This window comes from Kitasatospora sp. UYEF31 (assembly GCF_057291755.1).
Map to the genome: position 1 here is coordinate 12611 of NZ_JBXAWK010000038.1, position 12696 is coordinate 25306.

The following is a 12696-nucleotide window of genomic DNA, read 5'->3' on the forward strand; positions in this document are numbered from 1 at the left end:
GGCGCCCCACCCGGACTAACGGGCGGGGCGCCTTTCACGTACTCGCTTACACGTACCTGTTACACGTAACGCTCAAGGATTGAAGACTCCGCCAGACGAGACAGGCCCTCGCGCACGCTGCGGGCCCGCGTCTCGCCGACGCCGTCCACCGCCTGGAGGTCGTCCACACTCGCGGCGAGCAGCTTCTGCAGGCCGCCGAAGTGCTCCACCAGACGCTCGATGACCACCGGTGGGAGCCGGGGCACCTTGGCGAGCAGCCGGTAGCCGCGCGGGCTGACGGCGGTGTCCAGGTTCTCCGGACCGCCGGTGAAGCCGAGCGCGCGGGCGACCGTGTGCAGGTCGAGCAGCTCACTGTGGGTCAGGGCGTCCAGCTCGGACAGCACATCGGCCTCGGTGCGGCCCTTGCGCAGGGCCCGCTCGGGGATGTAGTCACGGGCCACCAGACCGCGGTCCGGGTCGACGCCCGCGATCAGCTCGTCGAGCTGAAGCGTGAGCAGTCGGCCGTCGGTGCCCAGCTCGGTGACGTAGCCGGCGATCTCGCCGGCGATCAGCCGGACCATCTCCAGGCGCTGCGACACCGCGCACACGTCCCGGACGGTGACCAGGTCCTCGATCTCCAGCGCGGACAGCGTGCCGGACACCTCGTCGAGGCGCAGCTTGTAGCGCTCCAGCGTCGCCAGGGCCTGGTTCGCCCGCGACAGGATCGCCGCGGAGTCCTCCAGGACGTGCCGGCGGCCGTTGACGTACAGCGCGATCAGCCGCATCGACTGGCTCACGGACACGACCGGGAAACCAGTCTGTTTGTTCATCCGCTCGGCCGTACGGTGGCGCGTCCCGGTCTCCTCCGTCGGAATGGCGGAGTCCGGGACGAGCTGCACCCCCGCCCGCAGGATCTTGGTCAGGTCCTTGTCCACAACCACACCGCCGTCGAGCTTGCACAGCTCGCGCAGCCGGGTCGCGGAGAACTCGACGTCAAGGACGAACCCGCCGGTGGACAAGGACTCCACGAGCTTGTCGAAGCCCAGGACGATCAGCCCGCCGGTGTTCCCGCGCAGGATGCGTTCCAGGCCGTCGCGCAGTGCGGTGCCCGGGGCGACGGCAAGCAGGGCCGCCCTTAGTTGGCTGTCCTGCCCCGCGCCACGTTCGCCTCGCTCATTGGTAGCCACAGAACTCCCCGTGGTCGTCGCGATCCTCGGCTCGCAGCGTCGTCCGGCACGGAATCGTGCCGCCCGCGTTCGGCACTGGCGCCACCTCGGAAGATCGAGGCAAAAGTCTAGTGCCTTCCGCCACCGCCCGATTCGGGCGGTCGACGGACAGCGACTGGAAACCGCCCTGTCCGACCGTACGGGAAAACCTGCCCGGCGCGCGCCCCGGCGGGGTCATTCCGGCACGCGGCCTCTGGACCGCCGACTCCTCAGCCCCGCTTCTTCACAAGGGAGAAGGCCCTCAGCGCCTCACGGATGTCGGCGACTTCCGTCACCTTCATGCCCGTGGGGACCTTCCCCGGGTCGGGCGGGACCAACGCGTGGGTGAAGCCGAGGCGGAAGGCCTCGGCGAGCCTGCGCTGGACGCCGACGACCCGGCGGACCTCGCCGGCCAGACCCACCTCGCCCACCGCGATGAGGGTGGACGGCAGCGGCAGGTCGGCCGCGGCCCCGGCGAGGGCCAGCGCGGCGGCCAGGTCGGCGGCCGGCTCGGTGAGCTTCACACCGCCCACGGTCGCGGTGTAGATCTCGGTCTTGTCCAGCCGGACGCCGCCGCGCCGCTCCAGGACGGCCAGGACCATGGCGATCCTGGCCGGGTCGAGCCCGGAGGTGCCCCGGCGCGGTGTGGGCATCTGGGACGGTGCGACCAGTGCCTGCACTTCGGCGACCAGCGGACGCTTGCCCTCAAGCGTGACGGTGACGCAGGTGCCGGACACCGGCTCGGCCCGCCGGGTCAGGAACAGCCCGCTGGGGTCGGCGAGGCCGGTGATGCCGGTGTCGTGCAGTTCGAAGCAGCCGACCTCGTCGGCCGTTCCGTACCGGTTCTTGATGGCCCGTACGAGCCGCAGCCTGGCGTGCCGGTCGCCCTCGAAGTGCAGCACCACGTCGACCAGGTGCTCAAGCAGCCGGGGACCGGCGATGGAGCCGTCCTTGGTGACGTGGCCGACCAGGATCGTGGCGATGTTCCGGGTCTTGGCCGCCTGGATGAGCGCGCCCGCCACCTCGCGGATCTGCGACGGACCGCCCGGGGCGCCGTCGATCCCGGCCGATGAGATCGTCTGCACCGAGTCGACCACCAGGAGCGCGGGCTGGACCTGGTCGAGGTGCCCCAGGGCGGCCCCCAGGTCGGTCTCCGCCGCCAGGTAGAGCTCGTCGTTCAGGGCACCGATGCGCCCGGCCCGCAGCCGCACCTGGGAGGCCGACTCCTCACCCGTGATGTAGAGCGTCTTCGACCCGGGCCGGGCGAACTTCGCCGCGACGTCGAGGAGCAGCGTCGACTTGCCCACCCCGGGTTCACCGGCGAGCAGCACCACCGCGCCGGGCACCAGGCCGCCGCCGAGGACGCGGTCGAGCTCGTCCACCCCGGTCGGCCGGGCGGTCGCCGACTCCACGTTCACCTGCGGGATGGGTATGGCCGGAGCGGTCACCGGACCGGCGGCCACAGTGCGCAGGCGGGCGCCGCCGATCTCCTCGACCGTCCCCCACGCGTGGCACTCCGGGCAGCGGCCCAGCCATTTGGGCACCCCGAATCCGCACTCGGTGCAGCGGTAGCTCGGAGTGTTCTTGGAGGATTTGGCGGTGACACGGGCCATGCCGCGAACCGTACCGGGCCGCACCGACAGTGCCTATCGAGCCGGTGTCCGACGCTGCTTCTCGCCGCCGACAGGCTGTTCGTCCGGGAAGGAACAGAAGGATCCGGCCCAGTACGCCCGAAACCATGGCACCGGTGTGACAGTCGTCCTACCGTGAGTGGCCGTACGCGCCGGGGGGTGCGTGGGTCGAGGGGGCGCATGGTGAATGTGGGGACGGATGCCGGGCCCGTGCCCGGCGGGGACATCGACGCGCTGACGGAACTCGCGCTGCACGGCGTCGACCGCGCGGTGCGGCCCATCCTGGAGCAGGCCGTACGCGGCGCTCCCGAACCGCTGCAGGGGATGCGCTGGACCACCAGACGCACGGCCAGACTGCTGGCCCGCGGTCAGCTCCAACTGGCGGAGTGCCTGGCGGTGTACGCGGTGGCGTTCCACCCGGAGCAGGCCTGCGGCGAACTCGCCATGCTCCTGCCGGAGCTGTACGCCGACCCGGCCGCGCCCTTCAGCCCGATGCTGCGCACTCCTGCGTCGCTGCACATCGGTTCATGTCCGGAGTGCGCCCCGTACCGTCCGGCTGCCGCACATCCCTGAGACTCCTTCAACTTCACCCGAAAGGCTGATTGTCGGCCCCGAAAGAAGTATGAAAGTGAAAACCGCGTGAGGTGGCGGCCGCACGCCACCTACCGTCTGGGCCGTGACGGACTCGGTGGCGGACACGGCGGCAGGGCTGACGGCGGCCAGAACGGGCGCGACTGAGCTGAAGGCGGCGGCCGGCCCGACGGACCGGGCGGGCGCCCCGGCGGACAAGAATCCGGACAAGAGCGCAGACAAGACCACAGACAGGACCACAGACAGGACCACAGACAGGACCACAGACAAGACCGCGGACAAGGCGGCGGTCAGCGCGCTCTCCTGGGGCCGGGCCGCCTACGACGCGTTCGCCCGGGGGCTCTACACCTACTGCCTTTGCGTCCTGCGCGACCAACACGCGGCTGCCGAAGCGCTGCGCAACACCTTCGTGCTCGCCGACCGGCACATCGGCCGGCTCCCGGACCTCGATCTGCTCAAGCCGTGGCTGTACGCCCTGGCCAGGTACGAATGCCTGGTCCGCCTCGACTCGTCCGCAGGTGTCCAGGACCGGCCCGTGCGGGCCCCGCGCCGTTCGGCAGTCCCCGCCGTCGAGGACGACGACACCGGCTCGGCCGACCTGGCGGCGCTGGCCTGGCCCGAGGCCGTCGGCCTGGATCCGCAGCAGCGGGAGGCCCTGGAACTGTCGGTCCGCCACGGCCTGGACGCCCGCGGCCTCGCCGCGGTCTTCGGGATCGACGAGCCCGAAGCCCGCCGCGCGCTCCACCAGGCCGGCGCTGAGGTGGACCGGACCCGGGCGGCCGTCGACGGCGGCCAGGCCGCCAAAGCCTGCCCCGAGGGCCGGGAAGCGGCCTCGGCGCGGCTGACCACGCTGCGTCGCGGGCGACTGCTCGAACACACGGCCGTCTGCGCGGTGTGCGGTCCGCACGTCCGTCTAGCCGCGACCCGGCTCGCGCCGACCACCGGGGCCGCCGCCGCACCCACCGTGCTGCCGCTGGTCGACCCGCCGCCGAACCTGCGCGCGACCGTGCTCGCCGACGTGGGCCGGGGGCGTTCCGCGTCGCGTCCGGCTGAGTCAGGCCGCCGGGTCCAGGACTTCGACCGCTCCGGGTTCCCGGTGTTCCGCGACCCGTTCGCCAAGCAGCGCAGCCGCCGCCGGGCGACCCTGATCGCGGTGGCGGTGGTGGCCGTCTTGGTGGCGGCCCCCGCGACGGCCCTGTGGAAGGCGTCCCTCGGGCGGGACGGAGGCACTGTCCAGGCCGGCACCGTCATCTCCAACGCGCGGGTGACCACCGGGCTGCCGGGTGACGCGATCCGTGCCTCCCAGGGCCCGGGGAGCACGCTGCCGCGCCCGGTGGTGGCCCAGTCCAGTGCCGGTGGTGGCAGTCGCAGCAGTGGCAGCAGCGGCGAGGGCGAGCGGGGTGGTCCGCCCGGCGGACACCCGGACACCGCGACGGTGGCCGTGCCCGGCGTACCCCAGGCAGTTCCCGGGACACAGGGCGCACCGGCCCCCGGCGGGCCGGTCCCGGTGGGCCCCGCGACCCCGTCGGCGGATCCGCAGCCGCCGCAACCGGTCCCACCGCTGGTGGACGTGCGGCACAGCCCGGACCGCACGGTCATCACCCTGCGGAACGCCGGCCAGGTCCCGGTCGACTGGACGGCCACCACGGGCGCGAGCTGGCTGCGGCTCGATGTGCGCTCCGGCACACTCGCCGCCGGTGCCGTCGCCACCATTGAAGTGACCGTGGACAGCGGTCGCACACCCCGAGGCGACTGGAACGCCGAGGTGCGGATCACCCCGGGCGGTTCGGTGGTCACCATCGAAGGCCACTCGGAGGATCCGTCGACACCGCCGACGGAATCAGGCTCGCCGTCGCCCAGCCCAGCACCCAGCAAGAGCGGGTGAACGGGCCGCTGAACGGGTTACCGGAGGAGGTCTACGGCTGGTCCGCCGGGTGCGGGGCCAGCAGGTTGGGGCGTCCGCGCCACGACTCCCGCTCGGCGCAGGACCGCGCCAGTTCGTCGTAGGCGGCGTCACCCATGACCGCGCGCAACTCCGGCGCGTAGCTCACGTACACCGGGTCGGGCCCGACGTGGGCCTCGGTCGCCCCGGTGCACCACCAGTTCAGATCGTGTCCGCCGGGGCCCCACGCGCGTCGGTCGTACTCGCCGATGGTGACCTGGAGGTACCGCGTCTCGTCCGGGCGGTCCACCCAGTCGTACGTCCGGCGGATCGGCAGCTGCCAGCACACGTCCGGCTTGGTCTCCAGCGGGTGCCGGCCGATCCGCAGCGCCAGCCCGTGCAGTGAGCAGCCCTCGCCGCCCTTGAATCCGGGCCGGTTAAGGAACACACAGGCCCCGTCGACCAACCGGGTCTGCCGCTCGCCGTCCTCGTTGACCTCGACGATCCCCTCGGCCGTACCAAGACCGTGGAACTGCCAGGTCTCCGGCGTCAGTTGACCCGACCACGCGACAACCCGACGCTCGTCGTCGTCATCGGAGAAGTGCGCGCCGAGGGTGCAGCAGCCGTCGTCCGCCCGGCCCGGCTCGATGCCCTGACAGCCCTGCCCGAAGACGCACGTCCAACGGGACGTCAGCCACGTCAGGTCACAACGGAAGACTTGCTCGGCGTCGGCCGGGTCGGTGAACTCCAACCAGGCGCGCGGGAAATTCAGATCTACCTCAGGCACGTCGCCAAGAGTAAGGCCCGTACGCCCGTACGGCCCCGCGACGGGCCGCACGCGTAGCGAAGGCGACGGCCGAAGGGTCCGTGAGGCACGAACGAAGACCCGCAGGCGTGGCTTCGTGGAGCAGTGGGCTCAGGAGTGGGGGGACCCCAGGACGCACCCGTTGCCGGGGGATACCGTCATTCCATGCGACTCGGTGTTCTTGATGTGGGCTCCAATACGGTCCACCTGCTTGTGGTCGACGCCCATCCGGGCGCGCGGCCCAACCCTGCTTACTCGCACAAGACCGAGTTGCGGCTGGCCGAACTCCTCGAAGACGACGGGAGTATCGCCGTCGAAGGCGTCGACCTCCTCCTGGAGACCATCGCCGCGGCCCTCCAGGTCGCCGAGGACAAGGGCGTCGAGGACCTGCTGCCGTTCGCGACCTCGGCGATCCGCGAAGCGAGCAACGGTGAGGCCGTCATCGCCCGGATCCGCCGGGAGACCGGCGTCGACCTGCGGGTGCTCACCGGCGCCGACGAAGCGCGGCTGACCTTCCTGGCGGTCCGCCGCTGGTTCGGCTGGTCGTCGGGGCGGCTCCTGGTCCTCGACATCGGCGGCGGCTCCCTGGAGGTCGCGGCCGGCATCGACGAGCAGCCTGACGCCGCGGTGTCGCTGCCGCTGGGCGCGGGCAGGCTCACCCGCGGCTGGCTGCACGGCGACCCGCCGGACCTCGGGGAACTGCGCGCGCTGCGCAAGCACGTCCGCGCCGAGATCGCCCGTACGGTCGCCGACTTCAGCCGCCTCGGCCGCCCGGACCACATCGTGGCCACCTCCAAGACCTTCAAGCAGTTGGCCAGGATCGCCGGTGCCTCGGCGAGCGGTGAAGGGCCCTTCACCAAACGGGTCCTGACCCGCGACGGGATTGTCCGCTGGCTGCCCCGCCTTGCCACGATGACCACGGCCGAACGCGCGGCCCTGCCCGGCGTCTCCCCGGGCCGGGCCAGGCAGTTGGTCGCCGGGGCGGTCGTCGCGGACGCAGCCCTCGACCTGTTCGACGTCCCGGAGCTGGAGATCTGCCCCTGGGCGCTGCGCGAAGGCGTGATCCTGCGCCGCCTGGACCGGCTCGCCATGCCCATGGCGTGACCGGACCGCGCCCCACGTCGTTCGCCCGTTCCTCGCGGACGCCTGCGGTCCGGCCACGCTGCCGGACTCCGCCCGGCGTCACTGACCGTGGGCAAGCCGCACTTCGATCGGATGTTCTGATCCGATCACTCTCGTTTCCTGGTTATCCGCCCTACGCTGGGCGTCGTGGCCGACCCTGAGAACTCCGCCCCGCCGGCACCCGCCTTCGATTCAGTACGGGAGCCGGTGCCGCACACGATCCTGGAACCGAACGCCGTCCTGCACGTGCCGGACGCGAAGATCGCACTGTCCACCGCCTCGGTCTACCCCGAGAACACCGAGTACGCCTTCGAGATCGCCGCGCGCCTGGGCTACGACGGCCTTGAGGTGATGGTGTGGACCGATCCGGTCAGTCAGGACATCGAGGCGCTGCGCAGGCTTTCCGACCAGTACGGAATACCCGTGCTCGCGATCCACGCGCCGTGCTTGCTGATCACCCAGCGGGTGTGGGGCACCGACCCGTGGTCCAAGCTCGTACGCGCCCGCAACGCCGCCGAGCGCCTGGGCGCCGACACTGTCGTCGTGCACCCGCCGTTCCGCTGGCAGCGCGCTTACTCCAGGGACTTCATCCGCGGCATCCAGCGGATGGCCGACGAGACCGACGTGCGCTTCGCTGTCGAGAACATGTACCCGTGGCGCTACCGGGAGAAAGAGATCGCCGCGTACGCCCCGGACTGGGACCCGTCCGAGGAAGACTTCCGGCACTTCACCCTCGACCTCTCACACACCTCCACCTCGCGGATCGACGCGATGGCCATGGCCGGGCGGATGGGCGACCGGCTCGCGCACATCCACCTGGCGGACGGCAGCGGCTCCATGAAGGACGAACATCTGATCCCGGGCCGCGGCGACCAGCCGTGCGCGCAACTGCTCGAACAGCTCGCGCAGAACGCCTTCGACGGCACGGTGGTCCTGGAGGTCAACACCCGCAAGGCCGAGAGCCGCGCGGAACGCGAGGCTGACCTGGCCGAGGCGCTGGCGTTCACGAGGCTGCATCTCGCTGCGCTGATGCCGGGCTCTATTTAGCCGGGCTCCTCTTATAAGCCGGGCTCCAAGCGCGGGCGTTTTCCTCACGTCCCCGTCGCTGCGCTCCGGGGCCGTTCGGCGCCCGCGCGTCGCCCGGTCGGGCCGCGCCCTCCGGGCGCGCTCGGGACGCTGCGCGCCTTCGCTGTTTTTTGCCGGGCTCCAAGCGCGGGCGTTTTCCTCACGTCCCCGTCGCTGCGCTCCGGGGCCGTTCGGCGCCCGCGCGTCGCCCGGTCAAGCCGCGCCCTCCGGGCGCGCTCGGGGCGCTGCGCGCCCTCGCCTCGTGGTGGTGGTGCTGGCTGGGGTGCTGCGCGACCTCGCCGCCTGGGGCGGGGCTCCCGGCGGGTCGCATCCTGGACACGGGGCTCGGTGAATTCCGTACGGACGTAAGCTCGCGGGAAAGCTCCGCAGGAGCCCGTATCGAACGAAAGGCTTGATCGCGATGCCACAGCTGAGGTCGCGGACGGTCACCCACGGTCGGAACATGGCGGGGGCGCGGGCACTCCTGCGCGCCGCCGGTGTCGACCGCGAGGACTTCGGGAAGCCGATCATCGCGGTCGCCAACAGTTTCACCGAGTTCGTACCGGGCCACACCCACCTCGCCCCCGTCGGCCGGATCGTCTCCGCGGCGATCAAAGCGGCCGGCGGCATCCCCCGCGAGTTCAACACCATCGCGGTGGACGACGGCATCGCCATGGGCCACAGCGGCATGCTCTACTCGCTGCCCTCCCGTGAGCTGATCGCCGACGGTGTCGAGTACATGGTCAACGCGCACCAGGCCGACGCGATCGTCGCCATCTCAAACTGCGACAAGATCACGCCGGGCATGCTCATGGCCGCGCTGCGCCTGAACATCCCCGTCGTGTTCGTGTCCGGCGGTCCGATGGAGGCCGGGAAGACGACGCTGGTCGACGGCACGGTCCGGTCCAACCTCGACCTGATCACCGCGATCTCCGACTCGGCCAACGCGGACGTCAGCGACGAGGACCTGGAGCGCATCGAAGAGGCCGCCTGCCCCACCTGCGGCTCGTGCTCCGGCATGTTCACCGCGAACTCGATGAACTGCCTCGCCGAGGCCCTGGGCCTGGCGCTGCCGGGCAACGGCTCGGTGCTGGCAACGCACACCGCCCGCAAGGCGCTGTACGAAGCGGCCGGCCGCACGATCGTCGAGATCACCCACCGCTACTACGACCAGGACGACGCGTCGATGCTGCCGCGCAGCATCGCGAACCGGGCGGCGTTCGAGAACGCCATGTCCCTGGACATCGCGATGGGCGGCTCGACCAACACGATCCTCCACCTGCTCGCCGCCGCGCAGGAGGCCGAGTTGGACTTCGGCATGCAGGACATCGACCAGCTGTCCCGCAAGGTGCCGTGCCTGTCGAAGTCCGCGCCGAACAACTCGCCGTACCACATGGAGGACATCCACCGGGCGGGCGGAATCCCCGCCATCCTCGGTGAACTCCACCGCGGCGGGCTGCTCAACGAGGACGTCACGTCGGTGCACACCGACACGCTCACCGAGTGGCTGAAGACCTGGGACATCCGCGGCGGCTCACCGTCCCCGGAGGCGGTGGAGATGTTCCACGCGGCCCCTGGCTGCGTGCGTTCGTCCTTGGCCTTCTCCCAGTCGGAGCGCTGGGAGACGCTGGACACCAACCAGGTCGACGGCTGCATCCGCGACGTCGCCAACGCGTACAGCAAGGACGGCGGCCTCGCGGTCCTCTACGGCAACCTCGCCGAGGACGGCTGCGTCGTGAAGACGGCCGGCGTGGACGAGTCCATCTGGACCTTCTCCGGGCCGGCCCTGGTCGTGGAGTCGCAGGAGGCCGCCGTCGAAGCGATCCTCAGCAAGCGGGTCAAGGCGGGCGACGTCGTCGTCGTCCGGTACGAAGGCCCCAAGGGCGGCCCGGGTATGCAGGAGATGCTCTACCCGACCTCCTTCCTCAAGGGCCTGGGTCTCGGCGCCAAGTGCGCGTTGATCACCGACGGCCGGTTCTCCGGCGGCACGTCGGGGCTGTCCATCGGCCACGTCTCGCCGGAGGCGGCCTCCGGCGGCACCATCGCGCTGGTCAAGGACGGTGACACGATTTCGATCGACATCCCGGGCCGCACCATCAACCTGGACGTGTCCTTCGAGGAACTGCACGAGCGCCGCGAGACGCTGGCCGGGCGGTACAAACCGGTCGACCGTGACCGCGAGGTCAGCACGGCGCTGAAGGCTTACGCGTTCATGGCAACCAGTGCGGACAAGGGTGCGGTGCGCGACAAGTCGCTGTTCGAGTAAAGCTGTTCGCCCGACAGGGCGGTTGCGCGAAGGGCGGTCCCGCAGCAGCGGGACCGCCCTTCTGCGTGTCGGCACGCCCCGACCGCCCCGACCGTCCCGAAGCCTGCGGAGGAACGCGTCCGGACGCCCGCCTGACCTGCTGTTCCGCCGGACGGCGGCCCTCCCGGGGCAGCCGTTCCCACTCCGTACGCACTACCTGAGGGGGCGATTCGATCAGACCTCCGCGTGTGTGTATTATTTCTCCCGCAAGCCCCTATAGCTCAGTCGGTAGAGCGTCTCCATGGTAAGGAGAAGGTCTGCGGTTCGATTCCGCATGGGGGCCCAGACAAGAAGAGGCCGACACCTTCGGGTGTCGGCCTCTTCTGCGTACCGCTCCTCGGCCAGCTCCCGAACAAGCCAAGGTGCGGCAGCAGCTTCTCCGCCGCAGTCAGCGTCTGCTGTGCCTGCTCCAGAGCCTCCCGGTTCTCCTCCGGCTCGACGTGCTCATTCAGAGTTCGGCGCGCTTTGTCCAACCAGGGCTCGCCGTCCGCCTGCCGGCTCCCGGCCCGGGTGAAATGATGTCCCTGCGTAGCGGCCTGCGTTTTGAGGTCCCCACCCCAAAGCCCCCACCCCAAAGCCCCCACCCCAAAGCCCCCGCATCAAGGAGCCCCCACATGACCCAGCGGATCGCCGTGATCGGCACCGGGAAGATCGGCGAGGCTCTCCTTTCCGGGATGCTGCGCGGCGGCATCAAGCCTGCGGACCTGCTGGTCACCGCCCGCCGCAAGGAGCGGGCCGGCGAGCTCACCGCCAAGTACGGCGTCACCGCCGTCTCGAACGAGGAGGCCGCGGCCCAGGCGGACACCCTGATCCTGGTGGTCAAGCCGCAGGACATGGCTGCGCTCATGGACGAACTCGCCCCGCACGTACCGGCGGACCGCCTGGTCATCTCCGGGGCGGCCGGCATCACGACCGAGTTCCTGGAGTCGCGCCTCGCCCCTGGCACCCCGGTCGTCAGGGTCATGTCGAACACCCCGGCCCTGGTGGACGAGGCGATGAGCGCGATCTCGGCCGGTGCGTACGCCGCCGAGCAGCACCTGGCGCGTACCGAGGAGATCTTCCAGAGCGTCGGCAAGACCACCCGCGTCCCGGAGAAGCAGCAGGACGCCGTCACCGCGCTGTCCGGCTCAGGTCCGGCCTACTTCTATTACGTGGTCGAGGCGATGACTGACGCGGGCATCCTCCTCGGGTTGCCGCGCGCCACCGCACACGATCTGGTCGTCCAGGCCGCGGTCGGTGCCGCGATCATGATGCGCGACTCAGGGGACCACCCGCACGAACTGCGGCAGAACGTCACGTCCCCGGCCGGGACGACGATCAACGCGATCCGCGAGTTGGAGAACCACGGCGTGCGGGCCGCGCTGCTCGACGCCCTGGAAGCAGCCAACAACCGGTCCAAGGACATCGCCGAGGGGCTGAAGTGACAGCCGGTCTGGTCATCTTCGACAATGACGGTGTCCTGGTCGACAGTGAGCCGCTCGCCAACCGGGTGCTCGCCGACCTTTTGACCTCGTACGGAATTCCCACCACGCTTGAGGAGTCGTACCGCGATTATATGGGCGGTTCGATGCGGCGCGTACGGGATCTGAACTTGGAAAGGCACGGCAAGGACCTGCCGCCGGACTTCGAACACGTCTACCACGAGCGGGTGTTCGCGGCCTTCCGCAGTGAACTCCAGCCGGTTCCCGGTATCGCCGAAACGCTCCAGGCCCTCGACGCGGCCGGCGTCCCGTACTGCGTCGCGTCCTCCGGCACCCACGAGCGGATCAGGCTCGCGCTGACCGTCACCGGCCTCGTCGGGCATTTTCCCGAGGTGGTCATTTTCAGCAGCCAGGACGTGGCACACGGCAAACCGGCACCGGACCTCTTCCTGCACGCGGCGAAGACCATGGGCGCGGAGCCGGGGCGCTGCACCGTCGTCGAGGACAGCCCGCTGGGCGTCGAGGCGGCCCACGCGGCGGGGATGCGGGTCATCGGTTACGCCAAACTGACCCCGGAAGACCGACTTAGCGCCGCAGACCAGCTGATTTCAGATATGTCCGCACTCCCTGCCGTCCTCCTGTCCGAATCCAACTGAATCCAACGGAATCCAACTGATCAGTGCCTATGCG

General features: G+C 70.6%; 10 protein-coding genes and 1 tRNA gene. 8 read left to right on the top strand and 3 right to left on the bottom strand.

The window, feature by feature from the left end:
- Nucleotides 1-59: 59 nt before the first annotated feature.
- Together disA and radA are read right to left on the bottom strand one after the other, a co-directional pair.
- Complete coding sequence (disA, locus tag AC0Z36_RS19120) at nucleotides 60-1166, bottom strand: DNA integrity scanning diadenylate cyclase DisA (protein ID WP_485464159.1); 1107 nt, start codon at nucleotides 1164-1166, stop codon at nucleotides 60-62.
- Nucleotides 1167-1414: 248 nt separating this feature from the next.
- Entirely contained in the window at nucleotides 1415-2797 is a 1383-nt protein-coding gene (gene radA / locus AC0Z36_RS19125; RefSeq protein WP_485464160.1) for a DNA repair protein RadA, read from the bottom strand.
- 198 nt (nucleotides 2798-2995) lie between these two features.
- Between radA and AC0Z36_RS19130 the strand changes: the two genes are divergently transcribed.
- Nucleotides 2996-3388 (top strand): hypothetical protein, encoded by a 393-nt coding sequence (locus AC0Z36_RS19130; RefSeq protein WP_485464161.1) that lies wholly within the window; start codon nucleotides 2996-2998, stop codon nucleotides 3386-3388.
- A gap of 103 nt (nucleotides 3389-3491) precedes the next feature.
- Entirely contained in the window at nucleotides 3492-5291 is a 1800-nt protein-coding gene (locus AC0Z36_RS19135) for a hypothetical protein (protein WP_485464162.1), read from the top strand.
- A 31-nt stretch (nucleotides 5292-5322) separates the two neighbouring features.
- On the opposite strand, the gene AC0Z36_RS19140 is transcribed toward AC0Z36_RS19135, so the two are convergent.
- The gene (locus AC0Z36_RS19140) at nucleotides 5323-6075 is read right to left on the bottom strand and encodes a DUF3109 family protein (RefSeq protein WP_485464163.1); all 753 of its coding nucleotides are present in this window, start codon (nucleotides 6073-6075) and stop codon (nucleotides 5323-5325) included.
- Between the two features lie 183 nt (nucleotides 6076-6258).
- Here AC0Z36_RS19140 and AC0Z36_RS19145 point away from each other — a divergent pair, with 183 nt between their 5' ends.
- The 6 genes from AC0Z36_RS19145 to AC0Z36_RS19170 all read left to right on the top strand — a co-directional run bounded on the left by AC0Z36_RS19145 (nucleotide 6259) and on the right by AC0Z36_RS19170 (nucleotide 12662).
- Nucleotides 6259-7197, top strand: coding sequence for a Ppx/GppA family phosphatase (locus AC0Z36_RS19145; RefSeq protein WP_485464164.1), 939 nt, complete (start codon nucleotides 6259-6261; stop codon nucleotides 7195-7197).
- A gap of 237 nt (nucleotides 7198-7434) precedes the next feature.
- The gene (locus tag AC0Z36_RS19150; RefSeq protein WP_485464201.1) at nucleotides 7435-8262 is read left to right on the top strand and encodes a sugar phosphate isomerase/epimerase family protein; all 828 of its coding nucleotides are present in this window, start codon (nucleotides 7435-7437) and stop codon (nucleotides 8260-8262) included.
- A gap of 439 nt (nucleotides 8263-8701) precedes the next feature.
- Nucleotides 8702-10546, top strand: a complete 1845-nt coding sequence (gene ilvD, locus AC0Z36_RS19155) for a dihydroxy-acid dehydratase (protein WP_485464165.1) — start codon at nucleotides 8702-8704, stop codon at nucleotides 10544-10546.
- 249 nt (nucleotides 10547-10795) lie between these two features.
- A tRNA-Thr gene (locus AC0Z36_RS19160) sits at nucleotides 10796-10868 on the top strand.
- Between the two features lie 331 nt (nucleotides 10869-11199).
- Nucleotides 11200-12009: a pyrroline-5-carboxylate reductase gene (gene proC, locus AC0Z36_RS19165; RefSeq protein ID WP_485464166.1), complete on the top strand. Its 810-nt coding sequence runs from the start codon at nucleotides 11200-11202 to the stop codon at nucleotides 12007-12009.
- Nucleotides 12006-12662, top strand: coding sequence for an HAD family hydrolase (locus AC0Z36_RS19170; RefSeq protein WP_485464167.1), 657 nt, complete (start codon nucleotides 12006-12008; stop codon nucleotides 12660-12662). Before proC ends, AC0Z36_RS19170 begins: the two co-directional genes overlap by 4 nt.
- Nucleotides 12663-12696 lie beyond the last annotated feature (34 nt).